General features: G+C 72.4%; 14 protein-coding genes. 5 read left to right on the top strand and 9 right to left on the bottom strand.

Annotated elements, in window-relative coordinates:
• Positions 1-314: 314 nt before the first annotated feature.
• Complete coding sequence (locus tag GA0070623_RS27600; RefSeq protein WP_067304359.1) at positions 315-1,274, bottom strand: heme o synthase; 960 nt, start codon at positions 1,272-1,274, stop codon at positions 315-317.
• A gap of 264 nt (positions 1,275-1,538) precedes the next feature.
• Here GA0070623_RS27600 and tkt point away from each other — a divergent pair, with 264 nt between their 5' ends.
• The 5 genes from tkt to pgl all read left to right on the top strand — a co-directional run bounded on the left by tkt (position 1,539) and on the right by pgl (position 8,692).
• Positions 1,539-3,668, top strand: a complete 2,130-nt coding sequence (tkt, locus tag GA0070623_RS27595) for a transketolase (protein ID WP_067304362.1) — start codon at positions 1,539-1,541, stop codon at positions 3,666-3,668.
• A gap of 16 nt (positions 3,669-3,684) precedes the next feature.
• Positions 3,685-4,863 carry a transaldolase gene (gene tal / locus GA0070623_RS27590; protein WP_067304445.1) on the top strand — a complete coding sequence of 393 codons (1,179 nt, stop codon included), beginning with the start codon at positions 3,685-3,687 and terminating at the stop codon, positions 4,861-4,863.
• A 262-nt stretch (positions 4,864-5,125) separates the two neighbouring features.
• Positions 5,126-6,691 (top strand): glucose-6-phosphate dehydrogenase, encoded by a 1,566-nt coding sequence (zwf, locus tag GA0070623_RS27585; protein WP_231932570.1) that lies wholly within the window; start codon positions 5,126-5,128, stop codon positions 6,689-6,691.
• A 46-nt stretch (positions 6,692-6,737) separates the two neighbouring features.
• Positions 6,738-7,754, top strand: a complete 1,017-nt coding sequence (locus tag GA0070623_RS27580; protein WP_067304365.1) for a glucose-6-phosphate dehydrogenase assembly protein OpcA — start codon at positions 6,738-6,740, stop codon at positions 7,752-7,754.
• A gap of 167 nt (positions 7,755-7,921) precedes the next feature.
• On the top strand, positions 7,922-8,692 hold the full coding sequence (gene pgl, locus GA0070623_RS27575; protein ID WP_067304451.1) for a 6-phosphogluconolactonase: 771 nt from the start codon (positions 7,922-7,924) through the stop codon (positions 8,690-8,692).
• A 196-nt stretch (positions 8,693-8,888) separates the two neighbouring features.
• On the opposite strand, the gene GA0070623_RS27570 is transcribed toward pgl, so the two are convergent.
• The 8 genes from GA0070623_RS27570 to rapZ all read right to left on the bottom strand — a co-directional run bounded on the left by GA0070623_RS27570 (position 8,889) and on the right by rapZ (position 16,009).
• Complete coding sequence (locus GA0070623_RS27570; RefSeq protein WP_067304368.1) at positions 8,889-9,233, bottom strand: RNA polymerase-binding protein RbpA; 345 nt, start codon at positions 9,231-9,233, stop codon at positions 8,889-8,891.
• Between the two features lie 128 nt (positions 9,234-9,361).
• A complete protein-coding gene (gene secG / locus GA0070623_RS27565; RefSeq protein ID WP_067304373.1) occupies positions 9,362-9,622 on the bottom strand; it encodes a preprotein translocase subunit SecG in 261 nt (86 codons plus the stop codon).
• Between the two features lie 95 nt (positions 9,623-9,717).
• Complete coding sequence (gene tpiA / locus GA0070623_RS27560; protein ID WP_067304376.1) at positions 9,718-10,509, bottom strand: triose-phosphate isomerase; 792 nt, start codon at positions 10,507-10,509, stop codon at positions 9,718-9,720.
• A complete protein-coding gene (locus tag GA0070623_RS27555; protein WP_067304381.1) occupies positions 10,509-11,708 on the bottom strand; it encodes a phosphoglycerate kinase in 1,200 nt (399 codons plus the stop codon). Before GA0070623_RS27555 ends, tpiA begins: the two co-directional genes overlap by 1 nt.
• Positions 11,709-11,760: 52 nt before the next feature.
• Complete coding sequence (gene gap, locus GA0070623_RS27550; protein ID WP_067304384.1) at positions 11,761-12,765, bottom strand: type I glyceraldehyde-3-phosphate dehydrogenase; 1,005 nt, start codon at positions 12,763-12,765, stop codon at positions 11,761-11,763.
• Between the two features lie 338 nt (positions 12,766-13,103).
• Positions 13,104-14,084, bottom strand: a complete 981-nt coding sequence (gene whiA, locus GA0070623_RS27545) for a DNA-binding protein WhiA (protein WP_067304387.1) — start codon at positions 14,082-14,084, stop codon at positions 13,104-13,106.
• A gap of 54 nt (positions 14,085-14,138) precedes the next feature.
• Positions 14,139-15,101, bottom strand: a complete 963-nt coding sequence (locus GA0070623_RS27540) for a gluconeogenesis factor YvcK family protein (RefSeq protein WP_067304390.1) — start codon at positions 15,099-15,101, stop codon at positions 14,139-14,141.
• Positions 15,098-16,009 carry an RNase adapter RapZ gene (gene rapZ / locus GA0070623_RS27535; RefSeq protein ID WP_067304394.1) on the bottom strand — a complete coding sequence of 304 codons (912 nt, stop codon included), beginning with the start codon at positions 16,007-16,009 and terminating at the stop codon, positions 15,098-15,100. Before rapZ ends, GA0070623_RS27540 begins: the two co-directional genes overlap by 4 nt.
• Positions 16,010-16,051: the final 42 nt, after the last annotated feature.

Here is a 16,051-nt window from a genome sequence, read left to right as displayed (position 1 = left end):
TGATACCAATTACCCGAGGGTTTATCGTAAATACCGGGGGATATTGCCCGGACATGTCGGATAAATGTGGGCGTAATGGTCTGACCGCATCATCCCCGTGCGTCCGGCTTGCCCCAGCTGGTCGCCACCGGAGAAAATCTCACCATCCGGACATGATTTCCGCCGACCGACGGTGGGTCGGGGACGTCGCGCCACCGCCCGAACCCGGCCCGCCCGGCCGGCGCGGACGTTCCGCCCGGACGCCGCCCGCCGACGGGAGACGCCGCACGTCGGCCCGGGAGACGCCGTGCGCCGACCCGGAGACGCCGTGCCGGTCAGAGCAGCGCGTCGAGGGCCACGGCGGCGAAGACGATGGTCAGGTAGGTGGTCGACCAGTGGAACAGACGCATCGGCTTGACCGGCTCGCCCCGGGTCACCCGTCGGCAGAGCCTGTGCGCCTCGACCAGGAAGACCGCGCCCACCACCGCGGTCGGCACCCCGTAGACCGCGCTCATGCCCAGCGGCCACAGCGCCAGCGAGGTCGCCACGGTCAGCCAGGCGAAGACCAGGATCTCGGCGTTGACCCGCCGGGCCGAGGCCACCACGGGCAGCATCGGGATGCCGGCGCGGGCATAGTCGTCCTTGTATTTCATGGCCAGCGGGTAGAAGTGCGGCATCTGCCAGAAGAAGACCACCGCGAACAGCGCCCAGGCCGGCGCCGCCAACGACCCGGTCACCGCGGCCCAGCCGATCAGCACCGGAGCCGCCCCGCACGCCCCGCCCCAGAAGGTGTTCGCCGTCGTGGTCCGCTTGAGCCACAGCGTGTACACCAGGTCGTAGTAGGCGATCGCGGCCAGTGTCAGCGCGGCGGCCAGCAGGTTGGTGAACGTCGCCATCAGCGCGACCGACACCGCCGCCAGCACCAGCCCGAAGACGAGGGCGCTGCGGGGCGAGACGGTGTGCGCCGGCAGCGGACGCCGCTTGGTCCGCCGCATCAACTGGTCGATGTCCCGGTCGATGTAGCAGTTCAGCACGCTCGCCGCACCGGCGGCCAACGAGCCGCCGACCAGCACCACGGCCATCAGCCACAGCGACGGCAGGCCACCGTCGGCGAGCATCATCGCCGGCACCGTGGTCACCAGCAGCAGCTCCACGATGCGGGGCTTGGTGAGCGCCACGTACGCGGACACGATCGCCCGCACGTCCCGCCGGCCCGGCACCGGCTCCCGGGGCACCGCACGCACCGGCGGCTGCCCGGCAGGATTGCTGACGGGGCGCTCGGTGATCATGCTCACGGATTGCCACCTTCCGGCGTCGCCAGGGGAGATTCGGTCCGGCGGAACCCCATCGGGTCCGCACACCGCACCACACACTACGCGCCGTCGTTTTCGCTGCCCGGCCGACCCGACAACGGTGCGGGCCGTCACACCTGACGGGTGACCGAACGATCCGGCCCGCCCGTACGTAACTGCCTGCTGAGATCCCCGGGCGGACGTTTAGACCCGCTCGATAGGGTCACCACTGAGGGTTCCGCCCATCTGCCGAGGAGCACAACCATAGTGGCTGCCAACCGACCCGCACTCAACTGGACCGACCTCGACCGCCGGGCCGTCGACACCGTCCGCGTCCTGGCCATGGATGCCGTGGAGAAATCCGGCAACGGCCACCCCGGCACCGCGATGAGCCTCGCGCCCGCGGCGTACCTGCTGTTCAACCGGGTGATGCGGCACAATCCGGCCGACCCGAACTGGCCCGGCCGGGACCGGTTCGTGCTGTCCGCCGGGCACTCCAGCCTGACGCTCTACATCCAGCTCTTCCTCGCCGGCTACCCGCTGAGCCTGGACGACCTCAAGTCGCTGCGGCAGTGGGGGTCGCTCACCCCGGGCCACCCGGAGCACGGGCACACCCCGGGGGTCGAGACCACCACCGGCCCGCTCGGGCAGGGTCTGGGCAACGCGGTGGGCATGGCGATGGCGGCCCGCCGCGAGCGCGGCCTGTTCGACCCGGAGAGCGAGCCGGGCGCGTCGGTCTTCGACCACCAGATCTGGTGCATCGCCTCCGACGGCGACATCGAGGAGGGCATCAGCCACGAGGCGAGCGCCCTGGCCGGGCACCAGCAGCTCGGCAACCTCACGCTGATCTACGACGACAACGAGATCTCGATCGAGGACGACACCCGGATCGCCAAGAGCGAGGACGTGGCGGCCCGCTACGCGGCGTACGGCTGGCACGTGCAGACCGTCGACTGGCGGGCCGGCGACGCCGACCAGGGCGACTACCACGAGGACGTCGAGGCGCTCTACCAGGCGCTGCTGGCGGCGAAGGCGGAGACCGGCCGGCCCTCGTTCATCGCGCTGCGCACCATCATCGGCTGGCCCGCGCCCAACAAGAAGAACACCGGCAAGATCCACGGCTCGGCGCTCGGGGCCGACGAGGTGAAGGCCACCAAGGAGATCCTCGGCTTCGACCCGCAGCAGAGCTTCCAGGTCGACGAGGACGTGCTCGCCCACGCCCGGGGGGTGCTGACCCGTGGCGGCGAGGCCGAGCAGGCGTGGACCGGCGAGTTCGACGGCTGGGCGCAGGCCAACCCGGAGCGCAAGGCGCTCTACGACCGGATCGCCGGCCGGGTGCTGCCGCAGGGCTGGACGGACGCGCTGCCGGTCTTCCCCGCCGACGCCAAGGGCGTGGCCACCCGGGCCGCCTCCGGCAAGGTGCTGGAGGCGCTCGCCCCGGTGCTGCCGGAGCTGTGGGGCGGCTCGGCCGACCTGGCCGAGAGCAACAACACCACCATGAAGGGCGAGCCGTCGTTCATCCCGGCCGCCCACGCCACCAAGGACTTCCCCGGCCACGAGTACGGCCGCACGCTGCACTTCGGCATCCGTGAGCACGCCATGGGCGCGATCCTCAACGGCATCGCCCTGCACGGCGGCACCCGCCCGTACGGCGGCACCTTCCTGGTGTTCAGCGACTACATGCGCCCCTCGGTACGGCTCGCCGCCCTGATGAAGCTGCCGGTGACGTACGTCTGGACGCACGACTCGATCGGCCTCGGCGAGGACGGCCCGACCCACCAGCCGGTGGAGCACCTGACCGCGCTGCGCGCCATCCCGGGCCTGGACGTGGTCCGGCCGGCCGACGCCAACGAGACCGCCTGGGCCTGGCGGCAGGCGCTGGAGCACACCGACCGGCCGACCGCGCTGGCGCTGAGCCGGCAGCCGCTGCCGACCCTGGACCGGGAGACGTACGCGGGCGCGGAGGGCACCGCCAAGGGCGGCTACGTGCTGGCCGAGGCGTCCAACGGCAAGCCGCAGGTGATCATCGTGGGCACCGGCTCGGAGGTGCAGCTCTGCCTCACCGCCCGGGAGCGGTTGGAGGCCGACGGCACCCCCACCCGGGTCGTCTCGATGCCCTGCCAGGAGTGGTTCTACGAGCAGGACGAGGCGTACCGCGAGTCGGTGCTGCCGCGCGGGGTGCAGGCCCGGGTGAGCGTCGAGGCCGGGATCGGGATGTCCTGGCGGGGCATCGTCGGTGACCTGGGCGAGAGCGTCAGCCTGGAGCACTACGGGGCGAGCGCCCCGCACACCGTGCTGTTCGAGCAGTTCGGCTTCACCCCCGACCGGATCGTCGCCGCCGCGCACGCGGCGCTGACCCGGGTGGGCGACATCACCGGTTTCACGACCGGCAACTGAGGGGAGCGTGGACGACATGACGGACAGACTGGGTGACCTCACCGCCGCCGGAGTGGCGGTCTGGCTCGACGACCTTTCCCGGGTACGGCTGAGCTCCGGCGGGCTGGACCGGCTCCGCCGCGAGCAGCACGTGGCCGGGGTGACCACCAACCCGACCATCTTCGCCAAGGCGCTCAGCGACGCCGACGAGTACAACTGGCAGCTGAAGGACCTCGCCACCCGGGGCATCGAGGTGGAAGAGGCGGTCCGGATGCTCACCACCTACGACGTGCGCTGGGCGTGCGACGTGATGCGGCCGTCGTACGACGGCAGCGCCGGTGTCGACGGCCGGGTCTCCATCGAGGTCGACCCCCGGGTCGCCCACGACACCGACAGGACGGTGGCCGAGGCCAAGGCGCTGTGGTGGCTGGTGGACCGGCCCAACCTCTACATCAAGATCCCGGCGACCGAGGAGGGACTGGCCGCGATCACCGCGACCCTGGCCGAGGGGATCAGCGTCAACGTCACGCTGATCTTCGGGCTGGACCGCTACTCGGCGGTGATGGAGGCGTTCCTCGCCGGCCTGGAGCAGGCGAAGGCCAACGGTCACGACCTGTCCACCATCGGCTCGGTGGCCTCGTTCTTCGTCTCCCGGGTCGACTCCGAGATCGACAAGCAGCTCGACAAGATCGGTTCCGAGGAGGCCAAGGCGCTGCGCGGCAAGGCCGCCGTGGCCAACGCCCAGCTCGCCTACGAGCGCTACACCGAGGTCTTCTCCTCTGACCGGTGGCAGGCGCTGGCCGACGCCGGCGCCCACCCGCAGCGCCCGCTGTGGGCGTCGACCTCGACCAAGAACCCGGACTACCGGGACGTGATCTACGTCGAGGAGCTGATCGCCCCCGGCACCGTCAACACCATGCCGGAGTCGGTGGTCCAGGCGTACGCCGAGCACGGGGAGACCCGGGGCGACACCATCACCGGCGCGTACGACGCCGCCCGGCAGGTCTTCGCCGACCTGGCCGCCGTCGGCATCGACATGGACGCGGTGATCGCCACCCTGGAGCGGGAGGGCGTGGAGAAGTTCGAGGCGAGCTGGAGTGAGCTGCTCGACGGCGTCCGCACGTCGCTGGCCGCCGCGGCGCAGGGCAGCGCTGCCCCGAACGAGGCCGCCAAGGGCAACGCCGAGGCGGCCCAGCGGGCCGGGGGAAACGCGTGACCGACGGCGTAGCCGGCGTCGCGGGGCCGGGCCGCCCCGCGACGCGCCACGTCGGCGTCACCGCGGCACCGGCGGCGACGTGAGTGACCTGCCGACCGGCCCGGCCGACGCCGACGCCGGTCCCGCGGTGCCCGGAGCGGACGTGGTCGAACCGACCGCGTCCGCTCCGGCGCCGGCTGCCCTGTACGCGCAGGGCCTCCCGGTGGCACCATCCGACCGGGACCTTTCGGCGGCCCCCGGCCGTGCTGACGGTGACCGGACGATGGCGGACGTGACGATGGACGACATGCACCAGACGGAGCGAGGAGGCGGCGTGAATCCGCTGCGCGACGCGCAGGACCGAAGGCTCCCCCGGATCCCGGAGCCGTGCGCCCTGGTGATCTTCGGAGTGACCGGTGACCTGGCGCGCAAGAAGCTGCTGCCGGCGGTTTACGACCTGGCCAACCGGGGGCTGCTGCCACCCGGTTTCGTGGTGCTGGGCTTCGCCCGTCGGGACTGGGGCGACGGCGACTTCGAGGCGCTTGCCCACGAGTCGGCGAAGAAGCACGCCCGGACCCCGTGGCGGGAGGAGGTGTGGTCCCGGCTGGCTGGCAACGTCAAGTTCGTCGGTGGGTCGTTCGACGACGACGCCGCCTTCGACAAGCTCGCGGCGACCCTGAACCAGCTGCGCGACAGCCACGGCATCCACGGCAACGCGGCGTTCTACTTCTCCATCCCCCCGACGGCGTTCCCGGTGGTGCTCAAGCAGCTGGCCCGCACCGGCATGGCCGACAACGAGAAGTGCGGCGGCTGGCGGCGGGTGGTGGTGGAGAAGCCGTTCGGCAACGACCTGCCGTCGGCCAAGGAGCTCAACGACCTGGTCGACGACGTGTTCACCCGGCAGGACGTCTTCCGGATCGACCACTACCTGGGCAAGGAGACGGTCCAGAACATCCTCGCCCTGCGCTTCGCCAACAACCTCTTCGAGCCCCTGTGGAACTCGAAGTACGTCGACTCGGTGCAGATCACCATGGCCGAGGACGTCGGCATCGGCTCCCGGGCCGGCTTCTACGACTCGGTCGGCACCGCCCGCGACGTGCTCCAGAACCACCTGCTCCAACTGCTCGCCCTGGTCGCCATGGAGGAGCCCACCAGCTTCGACGCCGACGAGATCCGGGCCGAGAAGCTGAAGGTGCTCAAGGCGATCACCCTGCCGAAGGACGTCGCCCGGGGCACCGTACGCGGCCAGTACCTGCCCGGCTGGGTGGGCGGCGAACGGGCCGTCGGCTACCTCGACGAGGACGGCGTCCCCGGTGACTCCACCACCGAGACGTACGTCGCCGTGGAGCTGGGCATCCAGAACCGCCGCTGGGCGGGGGTGCCGTTCTACATCCGGGCCGGCAAGCGGCTGCCGCGGCGGGTGACCGAGGTGGCCATCATGTTCAAGAAGGCCCCGCACCTGCCGTTCAACGCCGCCGACATGGAGTCGCTGGGCAACAACCAGCTCGTCATCCGGGTGCAGCCGGACGAGGGCGTGGTGCTCAAGTTCGGCTCGAAGGTGCCCGGCACCACCATGGAGGTCCGCGACATCGCGATGGACTTCCAGTACGGCGAGGCGTTCACCGAGTCCAGCCCCGAGGCGTACGAGCGGCTGGTGCTGGACGTGCTGATCGGCGACCGGACGCTCTTCCCGGACGCCTCCGAGGTGGAACAGAGCTGGGCGGTGGTGGACCCGTTGGAACACGCCTGGGAGGGCACCAAGCCGGAGCCGTACCGCTCCGGCGAGTGGGGCCCCCGGGCCGCCGACGAGATGCTGGCCCGTGAGGGCCGCGCCTGGCGGCGGGCGTGAACGGCCACGAGGGCAGCAGGCACAGCGGGCGGACCGGGAGGCACCAGTGATCGGGCTGTGGGACACCACCGGCAACGAGGTGGTCAAGGCACTCGCCGCCGAGCGGCGGAGCGCGGGCGGGGTGGCCAGCGGGATGGCGCTGACCCTGATCGTGGTGGTCGACGAGAAGCGGGTCCGGGACGCGGAGGCGGCGGCCACCATCGCCGCCGCCGCCCACCCCTGCCGGCTGCTCGTGGTCGTCCGCGCCGACGTCGAGCGGGAACGCAACCGGCTGGACGCGGAGATCGTGGTCGGCGGCCGACTGGGGCCGTGCGAGGCGGTGGTGACCCGGATGTACGGCCGGCTCGCCCTGCACGCCGAATCGGTGGTGATGCCGCTGCTGGTGCCGGACGTGCCGGTGGTCACCTGGTGGCACGGCGAGCCACCGGCGGAGATCGCCACCGACTTCCTCGGGGTGGTCGCCGACCGGCGGATCACCGACTGCGCGCAGGCGGCCGACCCGATCGAGGCGCTGCGGGAACGGGCCCGGGACTACGCCCCCGGCGACACCGACCTGGCCTGGACCCGGATCACCCCGTGGCGCACCCTGGTCGCCGGGGCGTTCGACACCACCGAGGCCCGGGTCACCGAGGCGACAGTGGTGGCCCCGCGCCGGGATCCGACGGCGGCGCTGATGCAGGGCTGGCTGGCCGCCCGGCTCGGCATCGAGCCGCAGTGGCAGCACACCGACGACCACCCGCGGATGCGTCAGGTGCAGCTGCGCTGCGCCAACGGCGACGAGCTGACCCTGACCCGGGACGACAGCCTGGCCACGTTCCGGCGTACCGGCCAGGACGACCGGGTGCTGCCGCTGGTGCGTCGCCCGCTCGGTGACGAGCTGGCCGAGGAGCTGCGCCGGCTCGACGCCGACCAGGTCTACGCCGAGGCGCTGGGCGCGGCGGCCGGCCTGTCCGGTCTGGAGCAGCGCCCGTCGCAGCGGGTGCACGTCTGGAAGGACCCGGCCACCGCGCGGCGGGCGGAGGCGGGCGTGAGCACGCACGCCGGCACCAGCGCGGCGTCCTAGACCGTAGGCCGGTGGGCGGTCCTGGCGGGCCGCGCACCGGCCGGTCGGGGCAGCGGCGGGTCGACCACCCGCCCCGGCACGACGCGCTGGTGACAGCCGGCACCCGGCGGGCCGACCGGTCCCGCCACGACGAGCAGGACCGCGCCGAGCGGTCGGGAAAGGCCAAGATGAGTGAGGCGAGTGTCGCCGTGCACGCCGACGCCGACCTGCTGGCGCAGGCGGTGGCGGCCCGGCTGGTGGTGAAGCTGCTCGACGCGCAGGCGGAGCGGGGTGCGGCGTCGATCGTGCTGACCGGCGGTCGGATCGCCGCGGCGGTGCACCGGGCGGTGGTCGCGCTGCCCGCCCACGACGCGGTCGACTGGTCCCGGGTGGACGTCTGGTGGGGCGACGAGCGCTTCCTGCCGGCCGGCGACCCGGAACGCAACGAGACGCAGGCCCGGGCCGCGCTGCTGGACCTGGTGCCGTTGGACCCGGCCCGGGTGCATCCGATGCCGGCCACCGACGGCCCCACCGGTGACGACCCGGAGGCCGGCGCCGCCGCGTACGCCGAGGAGCTGGCGCGGGCGGCCCGGCCCGGTCACGCCGCGCTGCCCCACTTCGACGTGCTGATGCTGGGCGTCGGCGAGGACGGGCACGTGGCGTCGGTCTTCCCCGAGCACCCGGTGCACCACGACAGCCGGCCGGTCAGCGCGGTCCGGGGCAGCCCGAAGCCGCCGCCGGTGCGGACCACCCTCACCCTGCCGTCGATCAACACCGCCGAGGAGGTCTGGCTGGTCGCCAGCGGGGCCGACAAGGCGCGGGCGGTGGGGATGGCGCTGGCCGGAGCCGGCCCGAAGCAGTTGCCGGCGGCCGGGGTGCAGGGCGTCTCGCGGACCCTCTGGCTGCTCGACCGGGCGGCGGCGGCCGACGTGCCGCCCCGACTGCGCAGCCTGCGCTGAGCCCCGGGGCGACCCGGCCGCGCTGAGCCGCAGCGCCCCGGCCCTCCGGACCGGGTAGAGCCGCAGCGACCCGGCGGTGCGGGCCCGGGTCAGCGCGCCCGCGCCGCCGGGGTCGTGTCCGGCCGCTGCGGCGGCGCAGCGGTCGTTCCCGACAGCGGGGCCGTAGTGGTCGTTCCCGACCGTGGGGGCTCCGTGGTCACTCCCGGCCGCGGCGGCGGCGCAACGCGGCCAGTGCCTCGTTCAGCAGCGCCTCCCCCTCCTGGGGGGTGCGGCGCTCCTTCACGTACGCCAGGTGGGTCTTGTAGGGCTCGGGGCGGGTGCGTCCGGGCGGGTTCTGGGCGTCCCGCCCGGCCGGCACGCCGCAGCGCGGGCAGTCCCAGACCGCCGGCTCCTCGGCGTCCAACGCCAACCGGATCTCGGTGGCGTGGTCGTTGCGGCACCAGTAGGTGACCGCGCGGCGGGGGGCCGGTTCGTGCCGTTCGGTGGGACGCTCGGGTGCCGACCCGATTCGTGAACCGCGGATGACGTTGCCACTGGCCACTGTTGCTCGCTCCTGTCGTCGGAGGGAACCCGCCGCCGGAGGCGGGCGACGGGCGACGGGACGGAGAAACAAAACTGCGCGCGGTCCGTGACGGACCGCGCGCAGATTGTACGACCTGATCGAGTCGCTCAGGCCCCGCTGTTGAGCTGGAGCCGGAGCCAGAGGCCGAGCCCGACGATGCAGGCGAACCAGACGATGCTCACCAGGACGGTGTAGCGGTCCAGGTTCTTCTCGGCCACCGACGAGCCGGCCAGGCTGGAGCTGACCCCGCCGCCGAACATGCTCGACAGCCCGCCGCCCTTACCCCGGTGCAGCAGGATGAGCATGGTGAGCAGAACGCTCGTGATGACCAGCAACACGATCAACGTGTATGCGAACCAGATCGGCATGGCTGGGGTCAGTCCTCTCGTTACGATCCTCGCCCGGACAGATCGGGCACGGCGGCACCGACCGGTGGACGGGCGGAGTCAAGAATAGCGAGCGATCAGGCGACCGTGTGCTCCGGGAAGCGGCAGATCTTCGCGAACTCCTCGGCGTCCAGGCTGGCCCCGCCCACCAGCGCCCCGTCCACGTCCGGCTGGGACATGATCGATGCGACGTTGGACGACTTGACCGAGCCGCCGTAGAGGATCCGGACCTGGTCGGCGGTGCCCTGGTCGTAGGTCTCGACCAGCCGCTTGCGGACCTCCCCGCAGACCTCCTGGGCGTCCTCGGGGGTGGCGGTCTTGCCGGTGCCGATCGCCCAGACCGGCTCGTACGCGACCACGACCTGGGTGACCTGCTCGGCGGTGAGCCCCTTGAGGGCGCCGTCGAGCTGGTCGCAGCAGTGCGGCACGTGCCGCAGCTGCTCGCGGATCTCCAGGCCCTCACCGATGCAGAGAATCGGGGTCAGCCCGTTGGCCAGCGCCGCGGCCACCTTGGCATTGACGATCGCGTCGTCCTCGTAGTGGTACTGCCGCCGCTCCGAGTGCCCGACCGTCACGTAGGTGCAGCCCAGCTTGGCCAGCATCGCCCCGGAGATGTCCCCGGTGTACGCGCCGGACTGGTACGGCGAGAGGTCCTGCCCGCCGTAGCCGATGAGCAGCTTGTCGCCGTCCACCGCGGTCTGCACGGTACGCAGGTCGGTGAAGGGCGGCAGGACCACCGTCTCGACGGCGGTGAGCTGCTGCTCGGTGAGGCTCGCGGCCAGCTTCTGCACCAGCAGGTTGGCCTCGAGGTGGTTGAGGTTCATCTTCCAGTTGCCGGCCATCAGCGGCCGGCGGGTGACGCTCGCCATCAGTTCTCCAGGGCCGCGATGCCGGGGAGGGTCTTGCCCTCCAGGTACTCCAGGGAGGCGCCGCCGCCGGTGGAGATGTGACCGAACGACGACTCGTCCAGCCCGAGCGCCCGGACGGCCGCGGCGGAGTCCCCGCCACCGACCACGGTGAACGCGTCGGTCTTGGTGATCGCCTCGGCGACCCCCCGGGTGCCGCCCGCGAACGCCGGCATCTCGAACACGCCCATCGGGCCGTTCCAGAAGACCGTCCTCGCGCCGGACAGCGCGGCGGTGAAGCCGGCCACCGTCTCCGGGCCGATGTCCAGGCCGAGCCGGTGGCTGGGGATGCCGTCGGCGGGCACCGTGTCGTGCGCGGCGTCCGGGGCGAAGGCGTCCGCGGCCACCACGTCGACCGGGAGCAGGATCTTGCCGTCGGCGCGGGCCAGGAGGTTGCCGCAGGTCTCGACCATCTCCTCCTCCAGCAGCGAGGTGCCCACCTCGTGGCCCTGGGCCTTGAGGAAGGTGAAGCACATCCCGCCGCCGATGAGCAGCCGGTCGACCTTCGGCAGCAGCGCCTCGATGACCGCCAGCTTGTCGGAGACCTTGGAACCGCCGAGCACCACCACGTACGGGCGCTCCGGCTCCCCGGTCAGCCGGGACAGCACCTCCACCTCGCGCAGGACCAGCCGGCCCGCGACGTGCGGCAACCGGGCCGGTACGTCGTGGACGCTGGCGTGCTTGCGGTGCACCGCACCGAACGCGTCGTCCACGTACGCCTCGCCGAACGCGGCGAGCTGGTCGGCGAAGGCCCCCCGCTCGGCGTCGTCCTTGCTGGTCTCCCCCTTGTTGAAGCGGAGGTTCTCCAGCAGGGCGACCTGACCGTCGGCCAGCGCGTCCACCGTGGCGCGGGCGGACTCGCCGACGGTGTCGGTGGCGAAGTGCACCGGCGCGTCCAGCAGCTCACCGAGCCGCCCGGCGACCGGGCGGAGGCTGTACTGCGGGTCCGGGGCGCCCTTCGGGCGGCCCAGGTGCGAACAGACCACGACCTTCGCCCCGGCCTGCACCAGCGCGCCCAGGGTGGGCAGGACGGCCCGGATCCGGCCGTCGTCGGTGATCTCCCCGGTCTGCTTGTCGAGCGGGACGTTCAGGTCGGCGCGCACCAGCACGCGCCGACCCGACACCCCCTCGGCGAGCAGGTCGTCGAGGTTGCGGATGCTCACAGAGCTAACTCTCCGTTCGTGACTGCGGGGCTCGCAAGCTCACTCCTCGCACTCACAGCGAGGAACCCACCAGCTTGACCAGGTCGACGATCCGGTTGGAGTAGCCCCACTCGTTGTCGTACCAGCCGACGACCTTGACCTGGTTGCCGATGACCTTGGTCAGCGGCGCGTCGAAGATGCACGACGCCGGGTCGGTGACGATGTCCGACGAGACGATCGGGTCCTCGTTGTAGACCAGGATGCCCTTGAGCGGACCGTCCGCGGCGGCCTTGATCGCGGCGTTGACCTCGTCCACGCTGGTCTCCCGGCCGACCTCGACGGTCAGGTCGGTGGCCGAGCCGGTCGGGATCGGCACCCGCAGCGCGTAACCGTCCAGCTTGCCCTTGAGCACCGGCAGCACCAGCCCGATCGCCTTGGCGGCGCCGGTCGAGGTGGGGACGATGTTCAGCGCGGCGGCGCGGGCCCGACGCAGGTCCTTGTGCGGCGCGTCCTGGAGGTTCTGGTCCTGGGTGTACGCGTGGATCGTGGTCATCAGGCCCTTCTCGATGCCGAAGGTGTCCTGCAGGACCTTCGCCATCGGAGCCAGGCAGTTCGTGGTGCACGACGCGTTCGAGATGATCGTGTGCTTGGCCGGGTCGTACTGGTCGTGGTTGACGCCCATGACGACCGTGACGTCCTCGTTCTTCGCCGGGGCGGAGATGATGACCTTCTTGGCCCCGCCGTCGACGTGCGCCTTGGCCTTGGTGCCGTCGGTGAAGAAACCGGTGGACTCGATGACGACGTCCGCGCCGACCTCGCCCCACGCCAGCTTCGACGGGTCCTTCTCGGCGAACGCCTTGATGGTCTTGCCACCGACGGTGATCTCGTCGGCGGTGGCCTTGACCTCGTGCGGCAGACGACCGAGGATGCTGTCGTACTTGAGCAGGTGGGCGAGCGTCGCGTTGTCGGTCAGGTCGTTCACGGCGACGACCTCGATGTCGGCGCCGGACGCCAGCACGGCCCGGAAGAAGTTACGGCCGATGCGGCCGAAGCCGTTGATGCCAACCCGGATGGTCACAGGTCCCATCTCCTCGCGTTCTGGTCCGCCGACGTCAGAACGGGCCGGCGGAGGTGTGTGCGCCGGCCGGTGAGCCGGCCGTTGACGATTCGTCTCGGCCACCCCGCCACGGTCTGGGAGGACCTGACCGCCTGAGGCGGCGTGCACGGCGAGGAGTGCCTGTGCCGGCCCCCTTGCCGTACCCGTCGACCCTATCCGAGCGTGCCCCGCCGCGATGCGGCGGGTGGTGACCCCGCCGGGTCGACGGCACGGCACGCCCCACCCGCCCGACCCGTGGCACGTCACCCCCGCCGGCCCGTGCCCCGCACGCGCCCGCCGGATGGCGACCCACCGTCCTATCAGACCACGAGCATGTCCGGCGTGACGGCCGCTTCGGTATCCGGGATGCCCAGGTCACGGGCGCGTTTGTCGGCGAGCGCCAGCAGCCGGCGGATCCGCCCGGCGATCGCGTCCTTGGTCAACGGCGGGTCGGCCAGCGCGCCCAGCTCCTCCAGCGACGCCTGCCGGTGCTCCAGCCGCAGCTGACCGGCCGAGGTGAGGTGGTTCGGGGCGTCGTCGGCGAGGATCTCCAGCGCCCGGGTGACCCGGGCGGCGGCGGCCACCGCGGCCCGCGCCGAGCGGCGCAGGTTGGCGTCGTCGAAGTTCGCCAGCCGGTTGGCGGTGGCCCGCACCTCGCGGCGCACCCGGCGCTCCTCCCAGGCCAGCACGCTGGAGTGTGCGCCGATCCGGGTGAGCAGCGCGGCGATCGCGTCGCCGTCCTTGACCACCACCCGGTCCACCCCGCGCACCTCCCGGTTCTTGGCGGTGATGCCGATCCGGCGGGCCGCGCCGACCAGGGCCAGCGCGGACTCCGGCCCGGGGCAGGTGATCTCCAGCGCACTGGAGCGGCCCGGCTCGGTCAACGAGCCGTGCGCCATGAACGCGCCCCGCCAGGCCGACACCGCGCAGCAGACGTTCGCCGCCACCACGTGCGGTGGCAGGCCGCGTACCGGTCGACCCCGGACGTCGAGCAGGCCGGTCTGCCGGGCCAGCGCCTCGCCGTCCTTGACCACCCGGACGATGAAGTGGCTTCCCTTGCGCAGCCCGCCCGAGGCGAGCACGTGGATCTCGCTGGGGTAGCCGTACACCTCGGCGATCTCCCGGCGCAGCCGGCGGGCCACCGCCCCGGTGTCCAGCTCCGCCTCCACCACCACCCGGCCGGAGACGATGTGCAGCCCACCGGCGAAGCGCAGCAGGGCGGCCATCTCCGCCCGCCGGCAGCAGGGCTTGGGCACGTCGACCCGGCTCAGCTCGTCCTTGACCGCAGCCGTCATCGCCATTGTGCGCCCCCTCACGGACCGGTACCGGCGTGTCGCCGGTGATTACGTACGTGCTTAACGATCGGCGCCCAGGACAGGCACCAGTGCGGCAGCCAGGGCGGCCGGATCGTGACGGGGTGTGCCGTCGTCGACGGCGACCGGGGCGAGGACCAACCGGGCACCCAGCGATTCTGCCGCACGCCCGACCGGTTCCGGGTCACCCACCGCTTTGGAGTCGGCCACCACGTAGTCCACGGTGAGTTGCGGAAGGTACCACCGCAGCGCGGCCAGATGGTCGGCCACCGAGAGACCCAGGGTCTCCTGCTCGGCGGCCAGGTTGAGGGTGACCAGCCGGCGGGCCGGGCTGGTCACGATCGCCTCGGCCAGCCCCGGCACCAGCAGGTGCGGCAGCACGCTGGTGTACCAGCTACCCGGCCCGAAGATCAGCCAGTCCGCACCGCCGACCGCGGCCACCGCCTCCGGGCAGGCCACCGGGGCGTCCGGGGTGAGCCGCAGCGCCTCCACCGTGCCGGTGGTCACCGCCACCTGGTGCTGACCACGCACGGTGCGCAGCTCGTCGGGGTGGGCCGGGTCGACCCCGCGTACCTGCGCCTCGATGTCCACCGGCTGGGCGGACATCGGCAGCACCCGGCCGACCGTGCCGAGCATCGCCCCGGCGTGTGCCAGCGCGGCGACCGGGTCGCCGAGCTGCTCCATCAGGCCGCAGAGCACCAGGTTGCCCACCGCGTGCCCGGCCAGCCCGTCCCGGGGGTCGCCGGTGAACCGGTGCTGGAACAGCCCGGCACTGCGCCGGGTGGCCGGATGGTCCCCGGCCAGCGCGACCAGCGCCTGCCGCAGGTCACCCGGGGGCAGGCCGCCGCGTTCGGCCCGCAGCCGGCCGCTGGAACCGCCGTCGTCGCCGACGGTGACCACGGCGGTGATGTCCAGGTCCAGTTCCCCGGCGCAGTGTCGCAGTGCCCGCAGCGAGGCGGACAGGCCGTGCCCACCGCCGAAGGCGACCACCGACGTCGCCGTCATTCCCGCCCCAGGTCCCGGTGCTGCGCGTTGGCGGCCAGCCCCGACTGGCGCAGCCGCTCGGCCAACTCCTCGGCGATCGCCACGCTGCGGTGCTTGCCGCCGGTGCAGCCGACCGCCACCGTCAGGTAGCGCTTGCCCTCCCGCTCGAACCCGGCGGTGGTGGCGTTGACCAGGTCGGCGTACGAGGCGACGAAGGTGTCCGCGCCCTCCTGCCCGAGCACGTACGCGCTGACCGCCGGCTCCCGACCGGTGTGCTCCCGCAGCTCCGGCACCCAGTACGGATTCGGCAGGAACCGGGCGTCGAGCACGAAATCAGCATCCGGCGGCAGGCCGTACTTGAAGCCGAAGGAGAGCACGGTGAGTCGCAGCCGACGGGCGTCCTCGCCGCCGAACAGCTCCTCGACCCGGCGACGGAGCTGGTTGACGTTGAGGTGGCTGGTGTCGATGATCACATCGGCCTGGTCCCGGGCCTCCTCCAGCAGGGCGCGCTCGACGGCGATGCCGTCGGCCAACCGCCCCTCGCCCTGCAACGGGTGCGACCGGCGGACGCTCTCGAACCGCCTGATCAGCACCTCGTCGTCGGCGTCGACGAAGACCACCCGGGGCGAGAAGCCCCGGTCCTTCAGCTCCCGGATCGCCCCGGCCAGGTCGGTGGAGAAGGCCCGCGACCGCACGTCCAGCACCATCGCGGTACGCCGGGCCGCGCCGCCGGCCTTCATCGCCAGCTCGGCCATGTCCAGCATCAGCGCCTGCGGCAGGTTGTCCACCACGTAGTAGCCGACGTTCTCCAGGGCGCGGGCCACCGTGCTGCGGCCACCGCCGGACAGGCCGGTGACCACCACCAGCGTGGTGTCCGACTCCGCCGTGCCGCCCTCGACGTACCCGCCGGCTGTCCGCGCCTCGCTCACCGCTGTTACCCCCGAGTACGTCGCGCCGCGCCCCGGTGGACC

The sequence above is a fragment of the Micromonospora rifamycinica genome (genome assembly GCF_900090265.1).
In the GTDB taxonomy this organism is placed as follows: Bacteria; Actinomycetota; Actinomycetes; order Mycobacteriales; family Micromonosporaceae; genus Micromonospora; species Micromonospora rifamycinica.
Note: the sequence above shows the minus strand (reverse complement) of the source record. Positions and strands in the feature narration are given on the sequence as shown.

Excerpts from the sequence above, each read along its gene's own strand:
- tal (WP_067304445.1), top strand. The coding sequence starts at position 3,685 with ATGACGGACAGACTGGGTGACCTCACCGCCGCCGGAGTGGCGGTCTGG.
- zwf (WP_231932570.1), top strand. The coding sequence starts at position 5,126 with ATGGCGGACGTGACGATGGACGACATGCACCAGACGGAGCGAGGAGGC.
- pgl (WP_067304451.1), top strand. The coding sequence starts at position 7,922 with ATGAGTGAGGCGAGTGTCGCCGTGCACGCCGACGCCGACCTGCTGGCG.
- secG (WP_067304373.1), bottom strand. The coding sequence starts at position 9,622 with ATGCCGATCTGGTTCGCATACACGTTGATCGTGTTGCTGGTCATCACG.
- tpiA (WP_067304376.1), bottom strand. The coding sequence starts at position 10,509 with ATGGCGAGCGTCACCCGCCGGCCGCTGATGGCCGGCAACTGGAAGATG.
- whiA (WP_067304387.1), bottom strand. The coding sequence starts at position 14,084 with ATGGCGATGACGGCTGCGGTCAAGGACGAGCTGAGCCGGGTCGACGTG.
- GA0070623_RS27540 (WP_067304390.1), bottom strand. The coding sequence starts at position 15,101 with ATGACGGCGACGTCGGTGGTCGCCTTCGGCGGTGGGCACGGCCTGTCC.